At 68.4% G+C, this 26,018-nt stretch carries 20 protein-coding genes and 5 pseudogenes; 12 read left to right on the forward strand and 13 right to left on the reverse strand.

Annotated features, from left to right (window positions below; translation table 11 throughout):
- Positions 1 to 235: 235 nt before the first annotated feature.
- On the reverse strand, positions 236 to 853 hold the full coding sequence (locus ACZ5SK_RS44100) for a TetR/AcrR family transcriptional regulator (RefSeq protein ID WP_069764808.1): 618 nt from the start codon (positions 851 to 853) through the stop codon (positions 236 to 238).
- A gap of 114 nt (positions 854 to 967) precedes the next feature.
- On the opposite strand from ACZ5SK_RS44100, the gene ACZ5SK_RS44105 reads away from it, so the two are divergent.
- From ACZ5SK_RS44105 to ACZ5SK_RS44115, 3 genes and pseudogenes are all read left to right on the forward strand, one after another.
- Positions 968 to 1,879, forward strand: a complete 912-nt coding sequence (locus ACZ5SK_RS44105; protein WP_088245477.1) for an alpha/beta fold hydrolase — start codon at positions 968 to 970, stop codon at positions 1,877 to 1,879.
- A gap of 231 nt (positions 1,880 to 2,110) precedes the next feature.
- Positions 2,111 to 3,538, forward strand: a pseudogene (locus ACZ5SK_RS44110) (ISL3 family transposase); the annotation flags it as partial.
- Between the two features lie 240 nt (positions 3,539 to 3,778).
- A pseudogene (locus tag ACZ5SK_RS44115) lies at positions 3,779 to 4,114 on the forward strand (transposase); the annotation flags it as partial.
- An 861-nt stretch (positions 4,115 to 4,975) separates the two neighbouring features.
- Here the strand turns inward: ACZ5SK_RS44115 and ACZ5SK_RS44120 are convergent.
- The 4 genes from ACZ5SK_RS44120 to dctA all read right to left on the reverse strand — a co-directional run bounded on the left by ACZ5SK_RS44120 (position 4,976) and on the right by dctA (position 9,671).
- The gene (locus ACZ5SK_RS44120; RefSeq protein WP_069764810.1) at positions 4,976 to 6,070 is read right to left on the reverse strand and encodes a tartrate dehydrogenase; all 1,095 of its coding nucleotides are present in this window, start codon (positions 6,068 to 6,070) and stop codon (positions 4,976 to 4,978) included.
- Between the two features lie 113 nt (positions 6,071 to 6,183).
- Entirely contained in the window at positions 6,184 to 7,083 is a 900-nt protein-coding gene (locus tag ACZ5SK_RS44125; protein ID WP_468577764.1) for a LysR family transcriptional regulator, read from the reverse strand.
- A 42-nt stretch (positions 7,084 to 7,125) separates the two neighbouring features.
- On the reverse strand, positions 7,126 to 8,277 hold the full coding sequence (locus tag ACZ5SK_RS44130; RefSeq protein WP_069764812.1) for a glycerate kinase: 1,152 nt from the start codon (positions 8,275 to 8,277) through the stop codon (positions 7,126 to 7,128).
- The gene (gene dctA, locus ACZ5SK_RS44135) at positions 8,277 to 9,671 is read right to left on the reverse strand and encodes a C4-dicarboxylate transporter DctA (protein WP_334581515.1); all 1,395 of its coding nucleotides are present in this window, start codon (positions 9,669 to 9,671) and stop codon (positions 8,277 to 8,279) included. Before dctA ends, ACZ5SK_RS44130 begins: the two co-directional genes overlap by 1 nt.
- 769 nt (positions 9,672 to 10,440) lie before the next feature.
- On the opposite strand from dctA, the gene ACZ5SK_RS44140 reads away from it, so the two are divergent.
- Positions 10,441 to 10,659 (forward strand): hypothetical protein, encoded by a 219-nt coding sequence (locus ACZ5SK_RS44140; RefSeq protein WP_079141231.1) that lies wholly within the window; start codon positions 10,441 to 10,443, stop codon positions 10,657 to 10,659.
- A gap of 4 nt (positions 10,660 to 10,663) precedes the next feature.
- Here the strand turns inward: ACZ5SK_RS44140 and ACZ5SK_RS44145 are convergent, their stop codons facing one another.
- Positions 10,664 to 11,011: a helix-turn-helix domain-containing protein gene (locus tag ACZ5SK_RS44145; protein WP_256122979.1), complete on the reverse strand. Its 348-nt coding sequence runs from the start codon at positions 11,009 to 11,011 to the stop codon at positions 10,664 to 10,666.
- An 849-nt stretch (positions 11,012 to 11,860) separates the two neighbouring features.
- Between ACZ5SK_RS44145 and ACZ5SK_RS44150 the strand changes: the two genes are divergently transcribed.
- The 5 genes from ACZ5SK_RS44150 to ACZ5SK_RS44170 all read left to right on the forward strand — a co-directional run bounded on the left by ACZ5SK_RS44150 (position 11,861) and on the right by ACZ5SK_RS44170 (position 17,362).
- The gene (locus ACZ5SK_RS44150; RefSeq protein ID WP_079141232.1) at positions 11,861 to 12,271 is read left to right on the forward strand and encodes a nuclear transport factor 2 family protein; all 411 of its coding nucleotides are present in this window, start codon (positions 11,861 to 11,863) and stop codon (positions 12,269 to 12,271) included.
- Positions 12,272 to 12,846: 575 nt separating this feature from the next.
- On the forward strand, positions 12,847 to 13,431 hold the full coding sequence (locus tag ACZ5SK_RS44155) for an SDR family NAD(P)-dependent oxidoreductase (RefSeq protein ID WP_218109058.1): 585 nt from the start codon (positions 12,847 to 12,849) through the stop codon (positions 13,429 to 13,431).
- Positions 13,428 to 14,645: a sugar ABC transporter substrate-binding protein gene (locus tag ACZ5SK_RS44160; RefSeq protein ID WP_079141233.1), complete on the forward strand. Its 1,218-nt coding sequence runs from the start codon at positions 13,428 to 13,430 to the stop codon at positions 14,643 to 14,645. The genes ACZ5SK_RS44155 and ACZ5SK_RS44160 overlap by 4 nt, the downstream gene beginning before the upstream one ends.
- A 94-nt stretch (positions 14,646 to 14,739) precedes the next feature.
- Complete coding sequence (locus ACZ5SK_RS44165; RefSeq protein ID WP_334581512.1) at positions 14,740 to 16,320, forward strand: sugar ABC transporter ATP-binding protein; 1,581 nt, start codon at positions 14,740 to 14,742, stop codon at positions 16,318 to 16,320.
- 4 nt (positions 16,321 to 16,324) lie between these two features.
- Entirely contained in the window at positions 16,325 to 17,362 is a 1,038-nt protein-coding gene (locus ACZ5SK_RS44170; RefSeq protein WP_069764817.1) for an ABC transporter permease, read from the forward strand.
- Positions 17,363 to 17,522: 160 nt separating this feature from the next.
- Here ACZ5SK_RS44170 and ACZ5SK_RS44175 read toward each other — a convergent pair.
- Together ACZ5SK_RS44175 and ACZ5SK_RS44180 are read right to left on the reverse strand one after the other, a co-directional pair.
- Positions 17,523 to 18,391, reverse strand: a pseudogene (locus ACZ5SK_RS44175) (transposase); the annotation flags it as partial.
- Positions 18,392 to 18,496: 105 nt separating this feature from the next.
- Positions 18,497 to 18,709, reverse strand: a complete 213-nt coding sequence (locus tag ACZ5SK_RS44180) for an HNH endonuclease (protein ID WP_079141235.1) — start codon at positions 18,707 to 18,709, stop codon at positions 18,497 to 18,499.
- 204 nt (positions 18,710 to 18,913) lie between these two features.
- Here ACZ5SK_RS44180 and ACZ5SK_RS44185 point away from each other — a divergent pair.
- A pseudogene (locus ACZ5SK_RS44185) lies at positions 18,914 to 19,711 on the forward strand (IS630 family transposase); the annotation flags it as partial.
- Between the two features lie 19 nt (positions 19,712 to 19,730).
- Here ACZ5SK_RS44185 and ACZ5SK_RS44190 read toward each other — a convergent pair.
- From ACZ5SK_RS44190 to ACZ5SK_RS44200, 3 genes are all read right to left on the reverse strand, one after another.
- Positions 19,731 to 19,955, reverse strand: coding sequence for an SDR family NAD(P)-dependent oxidoreductase (locus tag ACZ5SK_RS44190; protein ID WP_069764818.1), 225 nt, complete (start codon positions 19,953 to 19,955; stop codon positions 19,731 to 19,733).
- A 116-nt stretch (positions 19,956 to 20,071) separates the two neighbouring features.
- Positions 20,072 to 21,001: an NmrA family NAD(P)-binding protein gene (locus ACZ5SK_RS44195; RefSeq protein ID WP_069764819.1), complete on the reverse strand. Its 930-nt coding sequence runs from the start codon at positions 20,999 to 21,001 to the stop codon at positions 20,072 to 20,074.
- 146 nt (positions 21,002 to 21,147) lie between these two features.
- Positions 21,148 to 22,407, reverse strand: a complete 1,260-nt coding sequence (locus tag ACZ5SK_RS44200; protein ID WP_069764820.1) for an FAD-binding oxidoreductase — start codon at positions 22,405 to 22,407, stop codon at positions 21,148 to 21,150.
- Between the two features lie 68 nt (positions 22,408 to 22,475).
- Between ACZ5SK_RS44200 and ACZ5SK_RS44205 the strand changes: the two are divergent.
- Positions 22,476 to 23,560 (forward strand): annotated as a pseudogene (locus ACZ5SK_RS44205) (IS630 family transposase).
- On the opposite strand, the gene ACZ5SK_RS44210 reads toward ACZ5SK_RS44205, so the two are convergent.
- Both ACZ5SK_RS44210 and ACZ5SK_RS44215 read right to left on the reverse strand, forming a co-directional pair.
- On the reverse strand, positions 23,557 to 24,327 hold the full coding sequence (locus ACZ5SK_RS44210) for an SDR family oxidoreductase (RefSeq protein WP_069764821.1): 771 nt from the start codon (positions 24,325 to 24,327) through the stop codon (positions 23,557 to 23,559). The pseudogene ACZ5SK_RS44205 and the gene ACZ5SK_RS44210 sit on opposite strands and share 4 nt — an antisense overlap.
- Positions 24,324 to 24,806, reverse strand: coding sequence for a MarR family winged helix-turn-helix transcriptional regulator (locus tag ACZ5SK_RS44215; protein WP_069764822.1), 483 nt, complete (start codon positions 24,804 to 24,806; stop codon positions 24,324 to 24,326). The genes ACZ5SK_RS44210 and ACZ5SK_RS44215 overlap by 4 nt, the downstream gene beginning before the upstream one ends.
- Positions 24,807 to 25,155: 349 nt before the next feature.
- Here ACZ5SK_RS44215 and ACZ5SK_RS44220 point away from each other — a divergent pair, with 349 nt between their 5' ends.
- Positions 25,156 to 25,935: an IS5 family transposase gene (locus ACZ5SK_RS44220; protein ID WP_334583736.1), complete on the forward strand. Its 780-nt coding sequence runs from the start codon at positions 25,156 to 25,158 to the stop codon at positions 25,933 to 25,935.
- The last annotated feature ends 83 nt before the right edge of the window (positions 25,936 to 26,018 follow it).

The raw sequence follows: 26,018 nt of genomic DNA on the forward strand, positions 1-26,018 counted from the left end.
AACTGTGGCGGGTAGTTCTTCATGACCACGAGATGTCCGTTCTCAGATCCTCAGGATCCAGTGTCTCGTGTGTTCAACATCCGGGGTCAAGGCCCTTACTCCCCAGCCCTGCATGGCCAATTAGGCGGTTGTGACCGCTCTTCCGTGATGGCTACGCCTTGATGATGAGACCGGCTGGACAGGGTATGCGGCCGCTCCGCCGGCAGCGGCTCCTACGCGGTGAGTCGGCCGCCCATCAACTAGCCGCATCACCGGTGCGGAAGATTCGGTCCAGGCGGTGGTCCAGGACGGCGATGGCAGACTCCGGGCTGCGCTGGCCGACGAGGATGCTGGTGCCGAGTCCCGCAGACATGGCAAGCAGGCCGGCTGCCTCCAACTGTGCGTCCACACCGGGCTCGAGCAGAGCTGCCTCTTGCGCCTGCCGGAGGAGCTGGGTTACCGCGTCTTCTGCGGCATCCGGGTTCTTGATGAAGGGTTGGGCGGCGAGTGCCTGGTCGGTCACGGCCAGAACTGCGTAGGAGGTGTAGACAAAGTGGAAGGTGCGGCTGTCCTCGTCGGTCGGCAGCGCCGCCATCAGCAGCGCCTCGATCATTTCCCGCGGACCGGGACTGTCCCCGGCGGCCCGCACACGGGCGGAGGCCCGTTCCCCGAACCTCGCTGTCAGGTGCTCCAGTCCGAAAAGCAGCAGCTTCTCCTTGGTCTCGAAGTAGTACTGCACCAGCCGCAGCGACACGCCCGCCTCTGCTGCCACATCGCGCATCCCTACGGCATGCAGCCCGCGTCGCCCGGCGACCCGGACCAGTGCCTCGGCGATCTCGGTGCGCCGTTCTGCGTGGTCCACGCGCTTGGGCATCGGCCGTTTCTCCGCTCATCGTTCCACTGGTGCGGCCCCAGTAGGACCTTGATGATACAGCCGTACCAACATTGTGGTACGTTCGTATCACGAAAATGAGATCCGGAGGTGACCGTGTCCGAGACTGCTGTCCGTGCCCGAGCCGACATAGGCCGCTACGTGAGCGATGCCTGGCGCGACCGCTACTTCGCGGCCTGCGACGCGGTGTATGCACTGGGTGCACCCGCGCTCGCGGAAGAGGACGTGGAGACGTCCTTCGGTACCACGCACGTCTACCGCTACGGCCCCGCGAACGAGGCCGCTCGATCCCGCACCCCCGTCGTCCTGGTGCACGGGGCGGGCTCCTGCTCCGCCATGTGGTACCCGAACACCCCCGCCCTCAGCGCCGACCGCCCGGTCCACGCGATCGACACCCCGGGTGATCCCGGCCGCAGCGTGCAGCGCGAATCGATCCACCAACCCGAGCGCGCCGCACAGTGGCTGGACGAGACGCTCGCCGGACTCGGCCTCGACCGCGTGCACCTCGTCGGCACCTCCTACGGCGGATGGCTCGCCCTGAACCAGGCGCACCGCAGGCCCGGCCGCCTCGCCTCGGTCACGCTGCTCGACCCCGGCGGCCTGGAGAAAGTGGGGCTGCGCTTCTTCGTCTGGATCTTCGCCGGCCTCTTCGCGACCTTCGCGCCCAAGGCACTGCGCCCGCGGCTGGCGGCCTGGCTGGAACAGCCGGTCCTCGTCATGCCGGAACTGCGCACGATGATCAGAACGGCCGTTCGCGCCTACCGCATACGCCGCCCGGCACCGCTTCCCCTGTCCGAGGAGGAGCTGTCCACCATCCGGACTCCGCTCTATCTGGTGCTCGGCAAGCGAAGCCTCCTCGTGCACCCGCAGCGGCAGGCGGAGCGTGTGCCGCGCCTGGTCCGCGGCGCCCGAGCCGAGATCATCTCCAACACGGGCCACGGGCCGCAGATTGACCACGCGGAGGAGATCAACCGCAGGATGCTGAACTTCATGGCATCCGTCGACTGACAACCGCCCACGCCGACAGGGCCAGGACAGTGCCGAGGGATGGCCCGGTCAGAGCCTGGGCCGGTAGCGCCCGGACTGCAGGACCGTTCCGCCAGGGGATCCCTCTGGCATGCGAGTGGAGACGATTGAGGACGTCCTCTTGCCGGGCCTGAACCTCAAGGTGCGGCAGCTCATGGCCGTCGACGGCAACTTGATTTCGATGCGGCGGGATGCGGGCCGCCCGGCAGGTGTCCGCAGTGCGAGCGTCCTGCCACGCGGGTCCACAGCCGATATTGGCGTCAGATATCCGAGTTACCCGTCGGCGGGCGGGGGTTGATCGTCCGCCTGCACGTGCGTCGGTTCTTCTGCGATCAGAGCCAGTGCCAACGCCGGACGTTCGTGGAACAGGTGGCGGGCCTGACCGAGCCACGCCGCCGTTCTTCACCGGCGGCACAGTCGGTGATGAGGGCGGTCGCGACGGAACTCGGCGGGCGCCCGGGTCAGCGACTGTGCGCGAAGCTGCGGCTTCACGGCCGACGGACTGCGCTGTTGGCGCAACTGGTAGCCCCGCCGGTGCCGGCCCGCGCGCCGCGGATACTGGGCATCGACGAGTTCGCGTTCCGTAAAGGACGGACCTACGGCACCGTCCTCGTCGACGTCGAAAACTCCAGGCCCGTAGGCGTCCTGCCCAACCGCGAGACCGGCTCGGTTGCCGACTGGCTTCAGGAGCACCCCGGCGCCGAGATCGTGTGCCGTGACCGCCTCATGGCATTCACCAAGGCCATCAGGCAGGCGGCCCCTGACGCCCGGGAAGTCGCCGATCGCTGGCACCTCCTCCAAAACCTCTCGACGGCCGTGGAGAAAACCTGCCGCCGACACCGCGGATGCCTGCGCCGACCTGCCACCACGGACGCCGGACCGCCGCCGGCTGCCCCGGCGATTCCCCTTCTTGACCGTGTACGTCAACGCCACAGGGACGTCACCGAATTGGCCGCGGGATTGTCCCTCAGCGCCATCGGTCGCCGCCTGCAACTGGACCGCAAAACGGTACGGCGCTACCGGCACAGCGACCTTGAGGACCTCCTCGCCTCGGCACGGGACCGGGGCGCAGGGCTCCTCGACCCGTTCACCGACTACGTGCAGCACCGTTTCCAGGCGGGCTGCACAAGTTCGATGCAGCTCTACCGCGAGTTGATCGGGCTCGGCTATGCCGGCGGCTATCACGTCGTGAACCGCTACGTGATCACTATCAGGAAGGGCACCGCAGTCCCCGCCCAGGCAGTGACGCCCAGCCCACGCACCATCACCTCATGGATCATGCGCCCGCAGGAGACACTCCGGCCCTCGGAGAGCGCGCAGCTGGAAGCCGTACGGAACGCCTGCCCGGAGATCACCGCTGCCTGCGACCTCGCATGGGAGTTCACGGACATGGCCCGTCACCGTCAGGGCCACCAACTCCGGGACTGGATCCAGAAAGCCGAGGTGAGCGGTCCTGAGGCCATCGGTGTCTTCGCCGGCTCCGTCCGTCAGGACCTCCCGGCCGTCACCGCTGGTCTCACCCCGCCCTACAGTTCCGGCGCCGTTGAGGGGCACGTCAACAGAATCAAGACGATCAAACGGCAGATGTACAGCCGCGCCTCCTTCACCCTGCTCAGAGCCCGCATCCTCCTGCAGCCGTAGTCATCACGGAAGAGCGGTCACAACCAATTAGGCCGCACATGACGAGGCCCCGGCTGGACGGGGAGCAGCCGGGCCGAATGAGGTGACGTGCGGACGGCGGTCGCCTCGCGGCGATGGGCTTTATCGAGCTTCAGCCGGACGATCGTCTCCATGAGCAATAGGTGAGGCCTGGGGACACTGTCCCCTCCGCAGCCACGTACGAGTCAACGGAGAACCGGGCGCGGTTGTTCCGCCTGGGCAGCTGCGGCGGGCCTGCTGACCCGGATGCGCCGTCTGCACCGCGACATCACCCTCGTCTGGGCCGACGGCGGCTACACCGGCGGCCTCGTCGGCTGGTGCCGCGACAAACTTGCCCTGACCTTGGAGATCGTCAAGCGCACCGACGACATGACAGGGTTCGTGGTGCTGCCGAGACGGTGGGTGGCAGAGCGCACGTTCGCGTGGCTGATGAACTCACGTCGTCTGGCCCGTGACTACGAGACCCTGCCCGCCACCAGCGAGGCGATGATCCGGCGGCCGGTGGTCACGCGGATGAGCCGGCGTCTGGGACGGCCACGGGCCGCCGGCCGGCACTGAAGGCCCCGGACACCTCCAAGAGGAGCCAACCGCGCTCCGCCAGGCGCCGCGCTTTCGACCGCACTCCCTCGACCTTCGCCGTCTCCGTGGCTAAGCGGCCCGTGACCCGTGGATCGCTGCTGTTCCCGCACCCCCAGAATGCGCTGATAGTCCGGCGCCAAAACCGTCACCGGCAACCCTTCCCGCCAGGGCGGCACCGTCGAGCCCGGCACCCGCGCGAGCGACGGCGCCGCTTCCTCCTCGGCCTCGGACCCGGTCACGGAGGTGGTCGCGGCAGCCGAAGCTGGCAGGGCCTCGACCAGCTCTTCCCGCGCGATCACCCGCCAGTCCAGATCGATCTCCGCGGCCTCCAACACCTCAGCCAACCGGGCGACTTCCTTGCGCAGCCCTTCCACCCGCACACGGGCCGCTGTCTCCCGCTCCTCCAGCATTCCCAGCACCGGCCCCATCGCGCACCCCTCGCTCACGGAGCGGAAACAAGCCGCCGGATGCCTCTCTCATTCCGAGCTACACCATGCCTGACCAGTAGAAATCAAGTGATCACGATCGGTTGAGATACGGCTTCTCAAGTCATCGGCCTGCGCTGTGCCGGACAGTGACGGCGTGAGGGGGCGCAGAACATCGACCCCCGTACCGTCCCCCCAACGGCCTCACTGGCCGGGGTGGCCTATCCCGCCTTCGCTCGCGCGGACGACGAAAAGCAGCGGGCACCCGGCGAGTGGAGCGCGGGCCTGGCTGCGCGGCGGAGCGGAGACCGACGCCGAAGCTGGGATCCGCAGCCAAGGTCACGTCCCTACTCGCCATCGAGGGACATGGCGTTCATAGGACCCGCGACAACGTTCAAAGCTCGCTTTCGGACCGTCAGGCGTTGAGTGCGTCGATCAAAGCCTTGACGACGTCCTCCGTCGTGGCTGTGCCACCGACGTCGCGGGTCAGGATGCCCGCGGCGGTCGTGGCCTCGATCGCCTTGTTCAGGCGGGCGGCCTGGTCGGGCAGGCCGAAGTGCTCCAGCATCAGGGCCGCGCTGCCGACCGCGCCGATCGGGTTGGCCAGGCCTTGGCCCGCGATGTCCGGCGCGGAGCCGTGCACCGGCTCGAACATGCTGGGGAAGCGGCGCTCGGGGTTGAGGTTGGCGCTGGCGGCCAGGCCCAGGCTGCCGGCCAGCGCGCTGCCGAGGTCGGAGAGGATGTCGGCGTTGAGGTTGGAGGCGACGACGACCGAGAGGTCCTCCGGCTTCAGCACGAACTTCGCCGACATCGCGTCCACGAGCACACTCTCCGTCTCGACGTCCGGGTAGTCGGCGGCGACGCGCTTGAAGACGTCGTCCCACAGGACCATGCCGTACTGCTGGGCGTTGCTCTTGGTGACGGAGGAGACCTTCTTGTGGGCCCGGGTACGGGCCAGGTCGAAAGCGAACCGCATGATCCGCTCGCAGCCCACCTCGGTGAACAGGGCCGACTGGACGGCGACTTCACCCCCAGGGCCGCGCCCGCCGAGGTTGCGGCCGCCGAGGCCCGCGTACTCGCCCTCGCTGTTCTCACGGACGACGACCCAGTCCAGCTCCGTGTCGTCGGCCTTGCGCAGCGGACTCTGGACTCCGGGCAGGAAGTGCACGGGGCGGACATTGGCCCACTGGTCGAAGTTCTGGCAGATCTTCAGGCGCAGACCCCACAGGCTGACGTGGTCGGGGACGGTGGGCCAGCCGACCGCGCCGAAGTAGATCGCGTCGAAGTCCTTGAGCCGCTCCAGGCCGTCGTCGTCCATCATCTTGCCCGTGCGCCCGTAGAACTCGCAGCCCCAGGGGAACTCCTCCCAGGCGAAGGCGAACGGGGCGGCGGAGCTCTTGGAGGTCTCGGCCAGGGCGTCCAGAACGGCTCGCCCGGCGCCGACGACCTCCTTGCCCACCCCGTCGGCGGGGATGGCGGCGATGCGGAACGTGCGGGGTGCGGCTGTCATGGGTGCCTCCGGCTCGCTGTCGTGCGGTCGGATTCGAGTCAACACACCGACGTCACGGCACGTCCAAGACCTGCTTTCGATACGACGTATAGGCGTGGCCGATCGGTCCTGCGTCACGCGTCGCGTGCCCGCCGCTGCGCCAGCGACTCTGTGAGCGTGAGGAAGGCGCGCGCGGCCGGGGTCAGGTGGGCGGGCAGGCTGACCATAGCCACGTGGAGGTGGGCGGTCGGCTTGATGGGCGCGACAACCGCGCCGCAGCGGCGGGCCAGCCGGGTCCATGAGGAGGGCAGCACCGCGACGCCGACCCCGGTGAGGACCAGCGGCAGGATCGACGTGCGGTGGTCGACGACCGTCACGATCTCCGTTCCGGTGCCGCCCGCGGTGATGTCGTCGACGATGTCGCGCATCAGGCTGCCGGTGCGGGAGGCGATGAGCTTCTGGCCGGCGAGGCCCTCGGGGCGGATCGTGACGTCGTCCTCGATCGCCCCGCCGGGTGCGGCGACGACCACGAACGGCTGGTCCTCGACATGCAGGACGTCGAGCCCGGACGGGTGCACGGGGGCGGCACTGCCCAGCAGGCCCAGTTCGCAGGCGCCGCTGCGGACCAGGGAGACGACCTCGTCCGGGGTGAAGGCGGCCTGGGTGCTCACCGTCACCGACGGATGCAGCTCGGCGAAGCGGTTGATGAGGGTGGTGAGCGGTTCGATACCGGGCGAGGGCATGGTGGCGACCTCGACGGTGCCGCCGTGCAGCCCGGCGAGCGCGGCGGCGGTGTCCCGTACGGCGTCCAGGTCCCGCAGCACCCGCCGGCTCGGCTCCAGCAGTTCCGCACCGGCCTCGCTCAGTACGACGCCCCGCCCCACCCGGTGGAACAGCGCCACCCCGAGATCGGCCTCCAGGTTCGCCATCGCCTGGGACAGCGATGGCTGGGCCACGTGGAGCGCGGCGGCGGCCTTGCTGAAACCGCCCTGCTCGACGATGGCGAGGAAGTACTCCAACTGCCGGGCGTCCACCGTGCCTCCCCACTCTGTGCTGGTACGACAGGCGGAGCGAGCCTACCTGCCGGTTTCCGTTCCTCCGCGTCCGATCCAACGGTCGGCGAGGGTCCGCCCGCACTGGGCGAGCAGCCGCGCGGACAGGGCGCTGTCCTGCGCGCAGTCCTGGTCGGTCAGGTCCGTCAGGGCCTGGACGGAATGGAAGTGGGCGGCGGTCCGGTCCGCGGGCAGGGTGCAGCGGCCGGCCACCGCGTGCACCGCCACTCCCAGTCGACGGGCCCGCCGGGCGAGCGCGACCGGCAGCTTGCCCGACAGCGACTGTTCGTCGAGGCTGCCTTCGCCGGTCACGACGAAGTCGCTCCCGGCCAGCAGGTCGTCGGCTCCGAGTAGGTTGAGGAAGTAATCGGCCCCTGAGCACACCCGTCCGCCCAGCAGCATCCCGGCGTATCCCAGCCCGCCGGCCGCACCGGCACCGCGGATTTCGGCAAGACCTGCCGCCTCAGTGACGGCGGCCGCCTCCAGTCGCCGTACGAAACCGGCGAGCGCGCGGTCCAGTTCCCGCACTTCGCTTGCGGTCGCCCCCTTCTGAGGACTGTAGACGGCGGCCGTGCCCGTCGTCCCGAGCAACGGGTTGTCCACATCGGTGGCGAGGACGACGTCGACTCCCGCCAAAGCCGCGCGTGCCTGGGCGAGGTCGACGGTACGGAGATCGGCGAGTCCTGAGCCGCCCGGGCCGATGGGTGTGCCGTTCTCCCGGGCCAGCACCGCACTGAGGGACTGCAGCATGCCCGCGCCGCCGTCGGTGGTGGCGACCCCGCCCAGGGCGAGGACGATCGTGTCCGCTCCGCCTGTCAGCGCGTACTGGAGGGCCTCACCGATGCCCCGGCTCGTGGCCGTGAGCGGTACCTTGCGCCCGCCCGGCAGGACGCCGAGTCCGCAGATGGCCGCCGCCTCGATGAGGACGGTACCGCCGTGCACCGCGACCTCGGCCGTGACTGGCCGGCCTACCGGCCCGGTTACCGTGATCTTCTCGGGGCTGAACCGGCCCGCGCAGGCGGCGGCCACGCTCCCCTCGCCCCCGTCCGCCAGCGCGAGTCGGTCGACCCGGGCGTGGGGGGCGGCTTCCAGTAGCCCGCGTTCAAGTGCGCGGGCGGCCTCGTCGGCGCTCAGGGAGCCCTTGAACTTGTCCGGGGCTATCAGCACGGACACCATCAGGACGGCACCTCGGCGGTCTGCGGGACGGGGGACGGGGCGACCGGCCGGACGTCTTCGGCCTCGGTGGTCAGCGGCGGCTCGCCCGCCTTGCCGGCCAGCACCGCTCGAGCCCGCTCCACGTCCAGACCGTTCTCCCACTTGGCGACGAACAGAGTGGCGACGGCGTTGCCGAAGAAGTTGACCAAGGCCCGGCACTCTGACATGAACTTGTCGATGCCGAAGATGAGCATGATGCCCGCCGCCGGAACGGAGCCGACCGTCGACAGTGTCGCGGTAAGCGCGATGAACCCGCCGCCCGCGACGCCCGCGGCACCCTTGGACGTCAACAACATGACGGCCAGGAGCCCGAGTTGCTGGCCGACGGAGAGGGAGGTGTCGGTGGCCTGGGCTATGTAGAGGGTGGCCAGCGAGAGGTAGATCGCCGCGCCGTCGAGGTTGAAGCTGTAGCCGGTCGGCACCACCAGGCCGACCGTGGACCGCTCCGCACCCATGAACTGGAGCTTGCGCATCAGTCCGGGAAGGGCGGGCTCGGCGGTCGAGGTGCCGAGGATCAGCCAGAACTCCTCCTTGAAGTAGCGGAAGAGCTGGAAGATGTTCAGCCGCACGTACAGGGCGAGCACAGCACCGAGCACGACGACGACGAAAACGGCGGAGGTGACGTAGAAGAGGAGGATCAGCGAGCCGAGGCTGGTCAGGGTGGACAGGCCGAACTTCCCGATGGCGTACGACATCGCGCCGAAGGCGCCGAGCGGGGCAGCCTTCATGACGAACGACAGGACCTTGAAGACGACCTCGGTCAGGCGTCCCACGGCCGCGATGATCGGCTCGCCCGTCTTCCCCACCATCTTCACCGCAATGCCGAAGACGACGGCCAGGAAGATGACCTGAAGGATGTTCCCCTCGACGAACGGGCCGAAGAAGCTGTTCGGCACGATGTTGGTGAGGAACTCCCACCAGTGCTGGTGCTCCCCCTGCGAGACGTACTGGCTCGCGTCGCCAGACGTCTTCAGTGTCGACGGGTCGGCGTGCACGCCGTCGCCGAGCCGGAAGATGTTGATCGCCACCAGACCCGTCAGGAGAGCGGCGATCGTGCCGACCTGAAAGTAGGTCAGCGCCTTGATCCCGGTGCGTCCGACCTTCTTTAGGTCCGCGACGCCGACGATGCCACCGATGATCGTCAAAAAGACGATCGGGCCGATCAGCATCTTCATCGCGGTGATGAACGTCGTGCCGATCGGCTCCATGTCGGTGGCCAGATCCGGCCACCGCCAGCCCAGCACGACGCCGATCACGATCGCCACCAGCACCTGGACGTACAACTGCCGATACCACGGCTTCACCGTGATGCGCGCGGCTTGCTCGGCTCGTCCGTTGTCCGGGGTATGCGTCATTGCAGCCTCCCTGATCGCGCGACACCGAGCCCGATCGGTACGCGCCGACTTTCGCCACAGTGAACCGGGCCACAGATGAGGGGTCCACGACCAAAAATCGATGCCCCGTATAGGCCAGGCCTATCAGTACCGGCACAGGCCGCAGGCTCCACTGCGCGAGTGAAGGCCACCCGCGCATGACTGAGTGGATGTGCTCTGGTCGGGTCGCCTCCCTGGGTCGTGCGTCGCACCGGCGAGAGGGCCGGGCGACTGGCAGTCGACACCTTGACGGCGTCGACCTCCGCCCAGCCCGCCCCACGACGGCTCGACCATGCCGAGTAGTCTCTTCTCGCGCCGGCTCAGGGCGCGCGGGCGTCGCCGACGGTCAGGTCGCCAGAGAGCGGGAGGCTACACGAGACGAGCCGCTCCTTCGGTCCATACCCGGCCCCACTGCCAGCCAGGTACGACGCTGTCGCCAGGTGCAGTCCGTGCCACGGGGGATCTCGGCCGGCTCCTCGGGTGTGAACACCTCACGGATCCGTACCGCCCGCGACATAACTGACTCAGCCGTTGTCGGCGGCGGCTGAATCGTGGTTCTGGATCACTTTTAGTGCCGGAGCCACGGAGGGTCACCACAACCGCGATCATGAACGGCCTCACGCTGCGAGGAGGACCCGCTTGCGGAGCAGGTCGAAGTTGGCCCAGCCGAACATCTGCCGTTTCAGCATCTTAAAAGTTACGTGGAATCTGCCAGGGTGATCATGTCTCCTCCACGGACTTGGGAGATGGCTTGAGCGGCACGACGGTGCTCAAGGAGAAGTGGGCGGTGCTCGGCCGGCACGAGCAGGCGGCAGGCTGGCTGACGGTCTGGACGGATCTGGGACGGGCACCGCGCACGATCGATGCCTACGGCCGGGGACTGGCCCGCAAGTCGGCGGGGCCGTGGGCGAGGAGGACCAGGCCCCTGGAGGAGGCGTGCAGGGGCACACGGCCCGCGATGCGGGCGTAGTTGATCACGGCCTCAGCACATCTTCGCCGTCCAGCACCCCGAGCTGCACATGGTGGCCGACGACGTCGTGGACGCCCTCCATGAACGGCATGGCCGCGTTGCGCAGCGACAGGGTGGGCGAGGCCCGGGTGTCCAGTTCCCACAGGCGCATGCCGATCCGCACCCGTCGGTCGTCGTCCCGGGTCAGGAACCCGTACGAGACCAGCTCGGCCACCAGCCGCGACACGGTCGCCACGTGCAGCCCGGTACGCCGGGAGATCGCCGAGACGGTCAGAGCCGACTCCTCCGGCGTGAACGCCTCGAAGATCCGCACGGCCCTCGCCAGAACCGACTCGCCGTTCTGTGTCCTCACCTCGCCATCATCGGATCCCTTCCCGCCACGTCAAGCCCACGGTTCGCCTTGGTGGCGGGCTCTGGGACCAGCGTCTCTGGAACTCTTGAGGATCCTGGGTTATCGCGTGGTCCCGAGGGGTGGAAGCGGTAACGAGCGCGGACGAGTCCGGGCCGATCCTTGGGCAGAGCCCGTATGCGGGCGTCACTGGCGGTGACGCGATGCCGACGTGCGATCCCTGGCCACCGGCCGTACCGGTCCGGCCTCGAGGGCCCCGCGGCAGAGGTCGGCGAACGCCTGTGCTCGTCTGGTGAGGTTGGCGCAGGCCCGGCCAGGCGAGCAGCACGGGCATGTCCGGCACCTGCTCCCGGATCTCGCATTCGGCCAGCGGTACGCCCTCGTGGCTGATGCCGGAGGCGGGCCGCTGGATCAGAAGAGTGACCGGAGCGCCGTGGCGCCTCGATGTAACAAGGACGTGTCGAGGGTGTTGACACCGGGCATTGAGACGGCCCACTCTTGCGCAAACGATAGCACTGACCCTCTGGGGAGGGAGGCCCCTCCCATGACACCACTCCCACATCGTGCGCGAGCGCAATGACCTCCGACCCACGTCGTCATTCGACTTGGTCGACGTAAAACCATAAGCACCGTGGAGCAGGCCGAACCCGAGCCGAATTCACGGTCCCCCGGTCCGCCTCCACCCCTCCGCTGCCCGGATGGCACACCCACGCCATCCTTCGGGCGCGGTCCTGCCGACCGCTCGTCGGCCGGTGACGGGCCCATGGCGCCGCTCTCGGTTCCCTGTCGCCTCGGTCCTCACGGAGCCGTGCGAGGGGGCGTACATCGACACCCATCAGAAAGGACTGGCACATGGCGCCGACAATGCCGGACGAACGGGTGGTGGAGGCGGTCGCCGACGCGTTCGCCCGAATCGCAGCAGAGGGCGATGTCGAGGCCTTGCGCGCGTTGTACACGGACGACGCGCGGGTCTGGCACAACACCGATGACACGGTGAAGACGGTCGAGGAGAGCCTGGTGTTCTTCGAAGGGCTGCTCAGCGTCACCAGCAAGCGCTGGTACGAGGACGTCCGGCTCACGCGGACCGCGACCGGTTACGTCGACCAGCACTACATGTGCGCGATGTTGAAGACGGGTGAAGAAGTGCGGGTCTCGATCTGTGCTGTCGTCACGCTGGAGGGCGAACGCGTGAAGCGGGTTGACGAATACATCGAGTCCGGGGCGTGCGGGCCGGTCACAGCGGCGCTGATGCGCGGGCGCTGATCGGCTCTGCAGCCCCCATAGGACTGAGTGATTCGCCGAGTGGGAAACGGGGGCAGAGTGACGTGAGCCATAAGATGCTAACGATAGCATGTCAGAGTCGCTCGCGTTCCTTTTCCTGCAAGGTTCCTCACCTGCGAACTGCTCGCCGTTTCCTGCAACTGCCGCGGGCGCCGACTCGGTGCCTGCCGACTGACACCGAACGACGAAGGAGCAAGAGATGGGACTGCTGGACGGGAAGGTCGCCTTCATCATCGGGGCGCCAGCGCGGCCGGGGGCAGAGCCACGCGGTGGCGCTGGTCCGGGAAGGCGCGGACATCATCGCCGTGGACATCTGCCGCAATCCGAGGCGGTCCCCTATCCGATGGCGACACCGGAAGACCTGGCCGTGACCGTCAAGGAGGTGGAGGCGATCGGCCGCCGGATCGTCGCCTCCCAGGTCGACGTCCGCGACCTGGCCGCGCTGACCGACGCCGTGGAGGAGGGCGTCGCCCGACCCGGCCGCCTCGACATCGTGTGGCCAACGCCGGCATCTCGACCCTCGTCCCGACGCTGGAGATGGACGAGCTTGGGACGAGATGATCGAGATCGCCCTGACCGGCCAGTGGAAGACGGCCCGGGCCGCGGTCCCGCACATCATCCGCGGCGGCCGGGGCGGGTCGGTGGTGTTCACCAGCTCGCTGGCCGCGATGTGCGCCAACCCGAACCTGGCGCACTACGCGGCGGCCAAGGCCGGGGTCGTCATGCTGATGAAGGTGCTGGCCAAGGAAGTGGCCGCGCACAACATCCGGGTGAACGCCATCCTCCCGTCCACCGTGGCGACGGACATGGTCCTCAACGAACCAACCTACCGGTTGTTCCGCCCGGATGCGGAACACCCGGGGTGGGCGGACTTCGAGGTGGCCACCCGCATGCTCAACAAGCTCCCTACCCCCCTGTTCGAAGCGGAGGACATCTCGAACAAACCGTCCTCCATCTGGTCACCGACACCGGCCGGTACGTCACGGGAACGACGCACGCCGTGGACGCCGGCTGCCAGTTCGGCTTCGACCTGGCCATCACCAGCGGCACCGGAGCATCCGGCGACTGAAGGGGCTCCGCCCAGTCGTGGGGGTTCACGAACCCCAAGTTCGCCGCAGCAGAAAGGACAGAGCATCAGATGACCAGGTTCAGACGTATCTCGCCGGTGACGATGGCCCGGGACAGTGTGAACGGACGCGAGGGCCACGCCCCGCACAGGGGAGGGCGCCGCCGCACGCTTGCCGCGATACTCGCGTGCGGAGCTCTGACGCTGGCGGCCTGTGGCAGTTCCACAGCAGACGGGGCCGGCGACGCGGACGAGTCGGTGTCAGCGGGGGTGCGCAGCGCGAAGGCGACGGTGGAACGGTTCTCGGCCGACCAGTCGGCGATCACGCTCCCCGCGCTCCCCGCCAAGCCGCCGTCAGGACTGTCCCTGTCCGTGATCGGGTGTCCCGCCCCGGCATGCCAGGTGACCGTGAAGGCGGTGAGCGAAGCCGCGCGGGCCCTGGACTGGAAGGTGAGGACGACCACCTCGCAGTTCACGCCGGAGAGTTACATCTCGTCGTTCAACCAAGCGTTGACCGACAACCCGAAGCTGCTGACGTACATCGGTGTGCTGCCGAACTCCACGGTGCAGGCCCAGTTGAAGGCCGCGAAGGAGCGGGGCATAAAGGTGGTCGGCATCTCGCCGGTCGACGCGCCCGGTCCGCTGATGCCCGGCGCCTACGCGGGGGCGAGCGAGTATGTGGCCGCGGGCAGGCTGCTGGCCAATGTCGTGCTCGCCGACGCCGGAAAGCCGGTCGGGACGCTCTTCGTGCAGGACCCGATCGCGGACGGGATCTTCGGTCCCGAGGTGGCCATGTACAAGAAGACGCTGACGCGGCTGTGCCCGCGCTGCACGACCACGGATCTGAAGATCTCCACCGAGAACGTCGGCCGCACCGTGCCCAGCCAGATCGTGAGCCAGCTCCAGCGGGACAGCACGATCCGCTACGTCGTGGTACCCACGGACGACTTCCTGCCCGGTGTCTACGCTGCGCTGCAGAGCGCCGGGCTCGTGGACAAGGTGAAACTGGTCGGCCAGACCCCCAACAGGCAGAGCCTGGCCGCTCTGCGGGGCGGCCAGCAGTTCGCCTCGGTCTCAGTGGAGAACAGCACCACCGGCTGGCGGGCAGTCGACGGGCTGGCCCGCCTGTACATGGGCGTAGCGCTCGGCGAGTGCTGCACCGCTCCGGCGGGCTGGACGCAGATCTTCACGAAGGACAACGCTCCGGCCGACGACGAACTGTCGCCGCACGGGACTCCGAGGGTCCCCGGCGATCCGGATGCCTTCCTCAAGGCCTGGCTCGTGCAGTGAGCCGGGACGGCCGTCACCCCTGCGCTCGCCGACCCGCCGACCCCGGCCGACCTCAGTGAGGAGTCCAGTGATGCTGGAAAAAGGAGGAGCGGACGTGGAGTCCCTACCCAAGACGGAGTCGTCGGGAGCACCCCCTGCGACCGATGGCGTATCCGGTGCCGGTTCGTCCGCCGTGCTCGTGGTGCACAACCTCTCCAAGGCCTTCAACGAGAGGCCCGCGCTCTCCTCGGCCAGTCTCGAAGTCCGGGCGGGTGAAGTGCACGGTCTGGTCGGGCAGAACGGCTGCGGAAAATCGACGCTGATCAAGATCCTGGCCGGCTACCACGCGCCCGACCCCGGTGCCGAGGCCACTGTCCGTGGGGATCCGCTGAGCCTGGGGGACGCGGGCGCCGCGCACGCGGCCGGACTGCGCTTCATCCATCAGGATCTCGGGCTGGTCGGCGAACTGAGCGCGGTCGACAATCTCGCGCTCGGCGAGTCCTACACGACGCACTGGTGGCTGTCGGACCGCCGCGAACGCCGGGCAGCCCACGCCCTGCTGGCCGAGTACGCGGTGGACATGGACGTCGACGCGCCCGTTCGGAGCCTGAGTCCCACGCATCAGACGTTCGTCGCGATCGTGCGCGCCCTGCGCGGCGGACTCAGCCGCGGCAACGTACTCGTCCTGGACGAGCCGACCGCCGCACTTCCGGACTCCGAGGTACGGCACCTGTTCGGGCTGCTACGCGGGCTGCGGGCCCGTGGAGTGGCCATCGTGCTGGTCACCCACCGCCTCTCGGAGATCCTCGACCTCGCCGACCGGGTGACCGTGCTGCGGGACGGACACACGGTCACCACCCGCGAGGTGGACGGGCTCACTCACGACGCGCTCGCGGAACTGATCATCGGCCGCAGTGTCGAGGCGTTCTATCCGTCGGCGGGCGCACGCCGGACCGAACCGGTGCTGCGGGTCGAACGCGTATGCGGCGCGGGCGTGACCGAGGCGTCCCTGACGTTGCACCGGGGAGAACTGGTCGGAATCGCCGGTGTGGTCGGCTCCGGCTACGAGGACCTTCTGGGTCTCATCTTCGGTGCTCGCCGACGTCACGCCGGCGCCGTTCGCCTCGGTGACCTTACGGTCGGCGCGAACCCGACCGCATCGGTACGGGCCGGGATCGCCTACGCGCCCGCCGACCGCAAACGGCTCGGCGCCCTGACGAGCTGGACCCTGCGCGAGAACATCACCCTGCCGTCACTGCGGACCCGGTTCGCCGGCTGGCTCAGCGCACGGGCCGAACGGGCCGAGACCGCCACGTGGCTGAACCGCGTCCAGGTGAACGCCGAGCCCGAGAGAGAGTTCTGGACCCTCAGCGGTGGAAACCAGCAGCGGGTCGTGCTGGCCCGCTGGCTGCGCCACGACGCGCAGGTGATGCTGCTCGACGAGCCCACCAACGGCGTCGACATCGGTGCCCGCCACACGATCTACGAATCCCTCGCGGCGGCCACGAAGAACGGCACGGCGATTCTCGCCGCGTCCTCGGACGCCGAGGAACTCGCGGCGATCTGCGACCGCGTTCTGGTCATGCGCGACGGCGAAGTCGCCGCGGAACTCGACGGCGACCGGCTGACCGTCGACGCCATCCTCGCTGAGAGCCTCAGGTCCGGCGGGACCGACAACGACGAGTGGGGGAACTGACGACATGAGCGAAACGACCGTAGCGGCGCCGTCCACCGAGACCCCGCCCAACCATCCCTCACCGACTCCGGCCCGTCGCAGAGGCAAAGGCCTCGTCGGGTATCAGGTGTCACGCTACGGCGGCCTGTACCTGTGGGCCGCGCTGATCGTGGTGTTCGCGCTGTGGCTCCCGGACACGTTCCTCACTGTGGCCACCGCTCGCGCGATCGCCGGTGATCAGGCGATCACCGTGATCCTGGCCCTCGGACTGCTCTTCTCCCTCGCGTCGGGTGCCTACGACCTGTCGATCGCCCAGAACCTCGGGCTCAGCGCGGCGTTCTCGGCCTGGCTGATGGCCGACGCGCAGGTGAACCCGTGGATCGCGCTCCTGATGACGCTGGGGCTCGGCGCCGTCATCGGCATCGTCAACGGCATCCTGGTGGCTGTCGTCGGCCTCAACAGCTTCATCGCGACCCTGGGCACCGGTTCGGTCCTGGTCGCCTTCACCGGGATGGTCACCGACTACAACTTCGTGGGCCCTGTGCCCTCGGACTTCCAGACGATCGCGACCTCCGCGCCGGGGGGATTGCCCATTGTGACCGTGTACGCAATCGCCGCGGCCCTGATCGCCTGGTACGCACTGGAGCACTCACCGGCCGGGCGGCGCCTGCAGGCGACCGGCGCCAACCCCGACGCGACCCGGCTGGCTGGTGTTCGCACCGGGCGCTACATGTTCGGCGCCTTGGTCGTCGCCGGGATCGCAGGCAGCCTCGCCGGTGTGCTGGCTGCCGCCAAGATCAGCAGCGTCTCACCGTCGGTGGGGCTGCCCTATCTGCTGCCCGTGTTCGCCGCGTGCTTCCTTGGCACCACCCAATTCAAGCCCGGCCGTTTCAACGTGTGGGGCACCGTCCTCGCGCTTTACCTGCTGCAGACCGGAGTGAAGGGCCTCCAACTCGCCGGTGGCCAGCTATGGGTGACCGACTTGTTCAACGGCGTTGCCCTGGTAGGTGCAGTGTCGATAGCGGTACTGAGCGAGAAGCGACGGGCGCGGGACACCCACTAGCCTCGATCTTTCGTGATTGGCCGTCAGCTCTTGTTGGCGGCCGATTTGCGTTCGGCGGTGTTTTTCGGGTGTGGCGGCGGCCCGACTGTCGCATCGGGTGGGCGCCGGGTTCCACGGCTCCGGTGGGGCGGTGCTACTCGTAGGGAGGGGAAAGTGCTGGTCAGCCGGGGTTCGGAAGGGCTGCGAGCCGCCGGATGGCCTCCGTGATCACATCGGTCCAGGGCCAGTGGCGGGCGAACCTGAGGTGTCGGCGGCGGGCGGTGGTGAGCAGCTGGGCGACGGCGGAGAGCAGGCGGAGTCGCAGGCGGCGGGGTTCCCAGAGCCGGGCGGTGCCGGTCAGGGCGAGCATCGGCATCCAGGCCAGCAGGTCCAGGGCGATCTGGACGGTCTCCAGCCGGATCTGGTTTGCGCGCTGTCGTGCAGGGGCAGGTTGCGCAGGCCGGTGGCACGGGCGGCGCGGATGCGGTCCTGGGCGCGGGCACGCCGGCGGTGCCGCAGCTCCAGCCGGGTGATCTTCTGGCCGGTGGTGTTGGTGGCGAAGCAGGTCAGCCGCATTCCGTCGGCGTCGGTGAAGCGCAACTGGGCGCCCGGGTGCGGGCATTCCTTGCGGACGATCAGCCGCATCCCCTTGCGCCAGCCCTTCAGATAGTCGCTGCTGACATCGAGTTCGGCCACCCTCGCACCGTCGCGGACCTCGGCGTCCGGCTCGACGGCCGGTGTCCACGCGGATGCGGGGACCTTCAGGACGGCCTGGTGGGTGGCGTCGGTGATGGTCATGCCGACCGAGTACGACAGCCACCGGCCGCGGGCGGAGAGCCAGGCCACGAACTCATGGGTGCCACCGCCGGAGTCGGTACGGATGAGTGTCCGTCGGCCACGTCGATGGTGTTTGGGCAGCTGGGCCAGCGCGAGTCGAGCCGTGGCGATGTGGTCGGCGGCGGTGTTGCTGCCCGCGCTGCCGGGTAGCAGCAGGCCCGCGACCGGCTCGCCGCTGCCGCCCCGGCAGTGGTCGACGAAGCCCATCAGCGGAGTGAGGTAGGACACCGGCGAGGTTCCCGCGGTGCGGGACCTTTTCCGGTGCCCTCCTCCCGAACCGCCCGTGCGGGTTTTCCCCGCAGGCGGCTCTCCAGCGATCTATCCGTGTTCCGCAGCCGGTGTCTGGATGCTGGAGTGACAAGTCCGGCAGACCACAAGGGCCTTGCGTCGTTTCTTGAGTATCACAGCGACCCACGAGGGGTGAGGCTGCCTGAAGGCGGCGAGGTCGGCGAGCTTGCGGATGTGGTGGACGGCAATGCCATCCGTACTTCTGCAAAGCTCGCAGCGACCGGCCAGGAGCCGGGTGACCAGCTCTTTGGGGCCGGGTGATGCCGCGTGTCGAGGACACGTCCGTGACTACGGCGTTCTCCTTCCGCCTCAGCGGAATACCTCCGAACCGTGCGACCAGCGGCTTCCTGCCCGGACGCTCTATGGCAGCCTGCAGTGAGGGGCCACGAACTTTCCGGACAGGCATCTGCCCGTCTATTTCACGCGGCGATTCGCACCTTCTCGTAGCAGGAGCTGGCCAAGGGGCCGGTAGCGCACGGCTGGCCGGACCAGACCTGGACCCTGTCACGGATCAAGACCCTCATCGGGCGCCGGTTCCACAAGAGCTACACCGTGCAGGGTGTTGCCGCGCTGCTCAAGAGGCAGGGCTGCCAGCTGCCGGGCGGTGGAGCGTGACGAGGCGGCGGTGGCCGGCTGGGTGAAGGAGACCTGGCCGAGCGTGGAAGGACGGTGGCGGCGCTCGATGCCTGGCTCGTCTTCGAGGACGAGGCCGGCTTCTCGATGACGCCGACCGCCCGTACCTGGCCCCACCGCGGCCGCACTCCCGTCGCGCGCGTGCGGGGCCGCTCCCGCCGCCGCTTATCCGTCGCAGCCCTGGCCTGCTACAAAGCAGGCGAACACTCGCGGCTGATCTACCGGCCCTGCCAGGACGCCCGGCCCGACGGACGCAAGAGCTTCTCCTGGAAGGACTACCACGACCTGATCCAGACCGCGCACCAGCAGCTCGGCGGCCCGATCGTGCTGGTGTGGGACAACCTGAACACCCACCTGACGGCAGGGATGCGCAGCTACATCGCCGAACGCGACTGGCTCACCGTCTACCAACTCCCGCCCTACGCACCGGACCTCAACCCGGTCGAGGGCATCTGGTCGGTACTGCGGCGCACCACCACGGCCAACCGGGCATTCGCCGACCCAGAAGACCTGATCACCGCCGTCCGGCGGGGGTTACGCCAGCTCCAGGACCGCCACGACGTCCTCGACGGCTGCCTCACCGGCACCGGACTCGTGCACACCCCTCCATGACGACATCACGCTTTCAAGGTCAGTAACCGCTCCTTGGCCGCGGCGACCGCGTCGAATACCTGGTGCGGTCGGCGACGTCCACGCGCAGCGGCAGCACGGCGTCACCGAACCGGTCCACCAGGTCGCCGAGCGCGGCGGTGTCGCGAGCAGTGGCGGCGACTCTGTCTCCGCGCTTCAGCGTCGCGAGCGCGAACTCGCGCCCGAGCCCCTTCGACGTGCCGATGATGAACCAGACCTTGGTCATGATTTTTCCTTCAGGAAGTGAAGGAGACGGCACTACTCCGCCGGGGCGGGGTATCGCGGTTCGACCCAGTGGTGCTGCGGACTGTGGCGTCCGGCGGTGCCCTGCACCGGCGTCGCTCAGCGTTGAGGCGTCGGGTAGCCCTCGTTCGCGCCGAAGTACTGCTCGACAGTGATCGGTTGGATCGAGGGGTAGCGGTCGTTCATCAGGGGAGGCAGCGGGGCGTCGCCCCGGAGGCTGCCGCGGAGGTACATGAGCGGGAGGTAGGCGAAGAAGTTCTGAGGTTCGCTCTCCACCATGTCGGCGATGCGGCGGTCGAGGTCGTCCAGCGAGCCCAGGCGCTCCTTGCGCAGCTTCTGACCGGTCCCCTTTTCGTAGGCCTCGACGAAACCGTGGAAGTCGAGGCTGTCGCCGGCGACCGGGAGGACCCGGCCGATCGGCTGGTCGTCGAGGGCCGCCTCCACGGTGTACAGAGCGGTGTCCGCCCAGGTGGTGTACTGCACGGGGGCGTCGCCATCGCCCCAGACGTACGCGGTCTGCGCCTCGGTGTCGACCATGCGGAGCCAGTCGAACAGCGTGCCCCGGTCGAGGAAGCTGCCGTTGAGAACGCTGACCACCTCGACATCGCCGCTCTCGTCGTCGGCGATCTCGGCGAACTGGCGACGCCAGTCGGTGGAGAGGATCTGTCCGGCCGGGAGCTTGAACAGGTCGAGGGTGAAGTCGGAGGGGATGAAGCGCCGTACCCCCGCCTCACGTGCGGCGTGCAGCAGTGCCCGCTGGCCCTCGACGATGACCTCGGGTCCGCCCTGCACGGTCGAGATGACGGTGGAGGCACCGGCGCAGAGCGCGGCCAGCGGCCCAACGCTGTCAGCTCCGGTCGCCCCCTCCACAATCTGGGCGCCCCTGCGTTCCAGGTCGGCAACCTTGGCGCGGCTCTCGGCCCGGACGAGCAGCCTCAGTTGCGTGTCTGGCCGTGCGAGGATCCCCTCGGCGATGAGACCGCCCAGGTGCCCGGTGCCGCCGACCAGCGCGATGACCTTCTTGTCCATGATTTCCTCCGGGAATCGATTCTGTTGCGCGTCGGGTGGTTGGGGGAGCGTTCCCGACGCCGGCGTGCCTCTCCGGCTTGTCGGCCTCGGTGCTAGCGCGCTCTAGTCGGTGAGAGCGGTGAGGTGTTCGCGCAGGATTCCGCCTGCTACGCGACGGGGAAGTTCTGGTTGAACACATTCTCCGGATCGACCTTGCGCTTGATCTCACGCAGGCGCTGCAGCGTCGGCGGCGGGAAGGCGTCGGTCAGCCGCTGTGGTGAGAACGCCGTCTCGAAGCTGAGGTAGAGACCGTCCAGTGACGGGCGGACGAACTCCCACGCGGCGTCGAACGACGCCGAAGGACCGGGTGCCACCGCGGTGACCGAGAAGTTCTGGTGCCGGTGTGCGAATGCGGTGGCCTCGGTGGGGACGTCGTTGACCGCGCCGCCGACCGATCGGATCTGCACCATCGTGCCGTACTGCGATCCGAGCAGTGTCTCGAGTCGTTTACTGAGCGGGCCGTCCAGGTGGACGGCGAATCCGTTGTGGAGGTAGGCGCCCTGCTGACCGTAGTGCGGTGCTCCGGTTCGGGTCACGACTGAGGCGTAGGGCGTCAGCACAGCCCGTCGGCCGAGGACGCGGCCGATCTTGAGGAAGGGAGCGAACGCCTGCTCGGCGGCCACGGTGTCCTCGCCGGCGAAGACGACGCTCGCCATGACGACCTCCCCGCCCCCCATGTACAGGAACGCGCCGATCTCGCGGGGCGCGGCCTCAACGGTCTCTCCCCAGGAACGCAGGAACGGTGCCAGCCGGGGGACGCCGTAGTGGAAGGTGGCATGGGCGACCATCGGCACCGGCGCGGCGCGGAAGTCCATCGAGGTGACGATGCCCATGTTCGCACCGGCACCGCGCACGGCCCAGAACAGGTCGGGCTCCTCTTCCGCGTCGAGGGTCCGTATCGACCCGTCCGCTGTCACGATCCGGGCCGCGACGATGTGGTCGATCGTCAAGCCGTGCGCCCGGCCCATGAGGCCGACGCCCGCGGTCGTCGCCAGCCCGCCGACGCCTACGTCCCCGGAGTCGCCCGAGCTGATCGCCAGACCCCAGGGATGCAGGGCCCGGGCCACATCGCCCCAGCGTGCGCCCGGTCCGATGCGGACCAGGCCGTCACCGGCGTCGATCCGCTCGATCGAGCTGAGTTCGCCCAGATCGATGACGGTGCCGCCGTCGTTGGTGGACACGCTACTGAGGCCGTGCCCGCCGCTGCGGATCGAGAGCGGGCCGCCGGCCTCCCGGGCCCAGAGCAGTGCCTCGGCCACTTCGTCGGCCGAGCGCGGTCTGATCACCGCCGCGGGTGAGCCAGTCGCGGTGTAGACGTGCCGGACGCCGGGATATCGCCGGTCGTCGGGCCGGATGATGTCAAGCATGACGCCTACTCACTAGTGTCCTGTGCCGGTAGTCCGTCGTTAGGTCTTGCACAAGTTCTTCTGCCGGGGTGCCGGTGCCGCGTCGTGGTCCGAAGCTGGAGCCGTTGCTGTTGGCGGATGACGAGCGTGCTGCGCTGGACGCGGCGGGCGAACTCCGCCCAGGCTCTGGCGTTACGGGCGCCCATCGTGTTGGCCTGTGCGGGCCCTGATATCCCACCGATCGTCCAGATGGCCCGGGAGTTGCGGATCGCTGCGGACACGGTGCGCAAGTGGCGGCGGCGTTTCTTGGCCGAGCGATTGGACGGCCTGGTCGACGAGCCGACCGCCCACCATCGGGGTGGACCAGGTGGAGGCGGTCGTGGTCGCCACGCTGGAGGAGATCTTGAAGAACGCCACCCACTGGTCGCGGAAGTCGATGGCGCAACACAGCGGCCTGTCGAAGTCCACCGTCGGCCGGATCTGGCGGAAGTTCCAGCTCAAGCCGCATCTGACGGACACGTTCAAGCTTTCCACGGACCCGTCGTTCGTGGAGAAGGTCTACGACGTCGGCGGGCTGTACTGCAACCCGCCCGAGGGTGCGATGGTCCTCTCGGTGGACGAGAAGTCCCACATCCAGGCCCTGGACCGCTCCCAGCCGGTGCTGCCGATGACGCCGGGCATGCCCGAGCGGCGCACCCACAACTACGTCCGCAACGGCCTGACCACGCTGTGCGCCGCGTTCGACGTCGCCACCGGGGAGGTCATCAGCTCCCTGCACCGCCGGCATCGGGCGGCGGAGTTCAAGAAGTTCCTGATCAAGGTCGACAAGGAGGTGCCGACGCATCTGCAGATCCACCTGCTCTGTTACAACTACGGCACCCACAAGACGCCCGTGATCAGGACGTGGCTGTCCAAGCACCCCCGCTTTCATATACACTTCACCCCGACCGACTCCTCATGGATCAACCAGGTCGAGCGATGGTTCGGCTTTCTGGCCGACCAGAAAGATCTGCCGCGGCGCACACAAGAACGTCCAGACCCTCGAAGCCGACATCCGCGCCTGGCCAAGGACTGGAACACAGACCCCAAGCCGTTCATCTGGACCAAGACCGCCGAGGAGATCTTCCAATCCCTCGCCCGGTACTGCCAACGGATCTCCGGCGCAGGACACTAGACCTGCGGCGCGGTGCGGCTCGGGCCCGCGTCGCGAGTGACGAAGTACTGGAGGGCCGAGTCGGCGAGGGGACTGTTGCCCGCGACCAGTTCGGCGATGTGCGTACCGACTTCGGCGGCCGGAATCCAAGCCTCGTTGTCGATGCCGGCGAGCTGGCGCGGCCGGGTGCGGATGACACCGAGGATGAGCTCGTACACCCGCAGTTCGTCGCCACGCATTTCCTCGGCGAGGGTGCGTGTCAGCGACTTGGTGGCCGCTGCGGCGACGGCGCCGACACCGTGCGGGGGATACGGGATCTCCGCGCTGAAGCCGTTGATGTGGACGAACACTCCGCCCCGCGCGAGAGCCGGGATCAGTGCCCGATAGGCGCGGAAGATGGACGTCTGGTTCTGGGCGATCACCGCGTCCCAGTCGGCCTCGGTGAGGTCGAGGATCCGCGTTCCGCCCCCGCGGCTCCAGTCCGCGGCGGCGATCGCGATCCCGTCCAGGCGGCCGTGCTCCTCCACGATGGCGGAGACCGCTTCGGCCAGGTCGTCCCCGGTCATGTCGAGTGTGCGGGTCCTAAGGTTCGGGTGCGCCGCGCGGGCGACCAGGTCCTCGAGCCTCGCCTCGCTGCGGCTCGTGACGATGACCTCGGCGCCCAGCTGGAGCGCCGTGCGCGTGATTCCCTCGCCGACGCCGCCGGCGCCGCCGATGACGAGCACGGTCTTGCCGGTCAGGTCGGTGTCCTGCTGCGCCCAGCTCGGGAGCTTAAGTGCGGTGGTCATGACTCTTCCTTCGAGGGTTTGTGCTGTGTGTGCTGAAAGTGATCGAGAAGCATCTGGAGGATGGCTTCGATCTGATCGAGACGGTCGGGCTCGATGCCGTCGAGGAACCAGCGCTTGACCGACTGCCAGTGCGGACCGAGTGAGCGCCGATAGGTCGCGAGTCCGTCCTCAGTCAGGGAGACCAGTGCTGCGCGGCCGTCCTCGTCGGTGCCGCGACATCGCTTGACCAGACCGCGCTGCTCCATGCGGCGCAGTTGGTGTGACATACGGCCCGTTTCCCAGTCGAGCGCCCGGGCCAGTTCTGTGGACCGCATCAGGGCGTCCTGTGCGCTCGCGAGCCGGGCGAGCACGGTGAAGTCCGCCTCCGAGAGTTGGGAGGTCTCCCACAGGTCGCGTCCGATCTCGCGCCGGAACGATTCGTTCAGCACGAGGAAGTTCTGCCATACCCGCCTCTGCTGGGCGGTCGTTCTTCCTGACATGTCAGCAACTTTAACGGATTGCTGACGCGTCAGCAAGATGAGTGCTCGAATGGCCGGAACCGTTCCTGCCGTACTCGGCACCAACGCGGCGGCAACGTCAGATCTGATCAAACCAACGAGGACGGTGGTGTCCGGCGCCCCTGCGCGAGCCGCTGGCCATCGGGTCAACGGCGCCCAGGTGGTTGGTGCGGCGGCCGAGGGTTTGAGTCAGGCGAGTTCCGCTGCGTCACTCGTTACACCGAAGAACTTAGAGCTCGCGCAGATAGGTGGCATGGGGAGCCCCGGCATCGAGGCAGGCCAGGTCCCGGTGATCATGGAGTTGCGACGCTCTGTGACCACTGGGAGACCTGTGCCCGTTCTTCCTTCATGGCTGACCGACCCGCTGTGGGACCAATTCGCGGCGTTGTTGCGCAAGCATCCTACGATCGATCCGACCCGTCCGTTGGGTTGCCACCGCCGCCGTATCAGCGACCGGATCGTGTTCGACAAGTTGCTGCAGCTCCTGCGGTTCGGCTGCTCCTACCAGGCGATCTCCGACACGGCCTGCTCGGCGACCACCGTCCGCAACCGCCGCGATGAGTGGATAGGACTCGGCGTCTTCGCCCGGATCAAACGGATCGCGCTTGAGTCCTGCGACCGGATTGTCGGGCTCGTGCTCGACCAGATCGCTGTCGATGGCGCCATCACCAAGGCCCCCGGCGGCGGTGAGGTGGCCGGGCGCTCACCCGTCGACCGCGGCAAACAGGGCCTGAAACGCTCCGGTATGACGGATGGTTACGGGATCCCGCTCGGCGGGGTTCTCGCCGGAGCGAACCGCCACGACTCCCCTCTATTGGCTCCGACCCTGGACCGGCTGGCGGACTCGGGACCGCTGCCCGACGACATCACCGTGCACCTGGATGCCGGCTACGACTCGGACAAGACCCGCACCGAACTCACCACCCGCGGCCTGCATGACCGCATCGCGCACAAGGGCGAGAAGGCACCGATCCAGGCGAGCCAGCGGTGGCACGTCGAACGCACCCACGCCTTCTTCGACCTCGCCGACACCGTCATCGCCGTCCGTAGCCTGATCCGCCGGGCCTGGACGACCCACCGGTGGGACGACCGCCCGAACCGCTGCCCATGAGCGCGCACCTGTCTTCGCAGCCTCCTTGCGCTGCTGCCAAGCACGCTTCGCCCGAGGAGGACCGCCGCTGTGGGAATACGCTT

This window comes from Streptomyces sp. NPDC031474, from assembly GCF_055581185.1.

What these genes read in the sequence shown, in the direction of transcription:
- ACZ5SK_RS44130 (WP_069764812.1), bottom strand. Translation starts at nt 8,277, where the DNA reads ATGGTGTCCGTGCTGATAGCCCCGGACAAGTTCAAGGGCTCCCTGAGC.
- ACZ5SK_RS44190 (WP_069764818.1), bottom strand. Translation starts at nt 19,955, where the DNA reads ATGACCAAGGTCTGGTTCATCATCGGCACGTCGAAGGGGCTCGGGCGC.
- dctA (WP_334581515.1), bottom strand. Translation starts at nt 9,671, where the DNA reads ATGACGCATACCCCGGACAACGGACGAGCCGAGCAAGCCGCGCGCATC.
- ACZ5SK_RS44150 (WP_079141232.1), top strand. Translation starts at nt 11,861, where the DNA reads ATGGCGCCGACAATGCCGGACGAACGGGTGGTGGAGGCGGTCGCCGAC.
- ACZ5SK_RS44200 (WP_069764820.1), bottom strand. Translation starts at nt 22,407, where the DNA reads ATGCTTGACATCATCCGGCCCGACGACCGGCGATATCCCGGCGTCCGG.
- ACZ5SK_RS44170 (WP_069764817.1), top strand. Translation starts at nt 16,325, where the DNA reads ATGAGCGAAACGACCGTAGCGGCGCCGTCCACCGAGACCCCGCCCAAC.
- ACZ5SK_RS44160 (WP_079141233.1), top strand. Translation starts at nt 13,428, where the DNA reads ATGACCAGGTTCAGACGTATCTCGCCGGTGACGATGGCCCGGGACAGT.
- ACZ5SK_RS44195 (WP_069764819.1), bottom strand. Translation starts at nt 21,001, where the DNA reads ATGGACAAGAAGGTCATCGCGCTGGTCGGCGGCACCGGGCACCTGGGC.
- ACZ5SK_RS44210 (WP_069764821.1), bottom strand. Translation starts at nt 24,327, where the DNA reads ATGACCACCGCACTTAAGCTCCCGAGCTGGGCGCAGCAGGACACCGAC.
- ACZ5SK_RS44100 (WP_069764808.1), bottom strand. Translation starts at nt 853, where the DNA reads ATGCCCAAGCGCGTGGACCACGCAGAACGGCGCACCGAGATCGCCGAG.
- ACZ5SK_RS44155 (WP_218109058.1), top strand. Translation starts at nt 12,847, where the DNA reads ATGATCGAGATCGCCCTGACCGGCCAGTGGAAGACGGCCCGGGCCGCG.
- ACZ5SK_RS44120 (WP_069764810.1), bottom strand. Translation starts at nt 6,070, where the DNA reads ATGACAGCCGCACCCCGCACGTTCCGCATCGCCGCCATCCCCGCCGAC.
- ACZ5SK_RS44215 (WP_069764822.1), bottom strand. Translation starts at nt 24,806, where the DNA reads ATGTCAGGAAGAACGACCGCCCAGCAGAGGCGGGTATGGCAGAACTTC.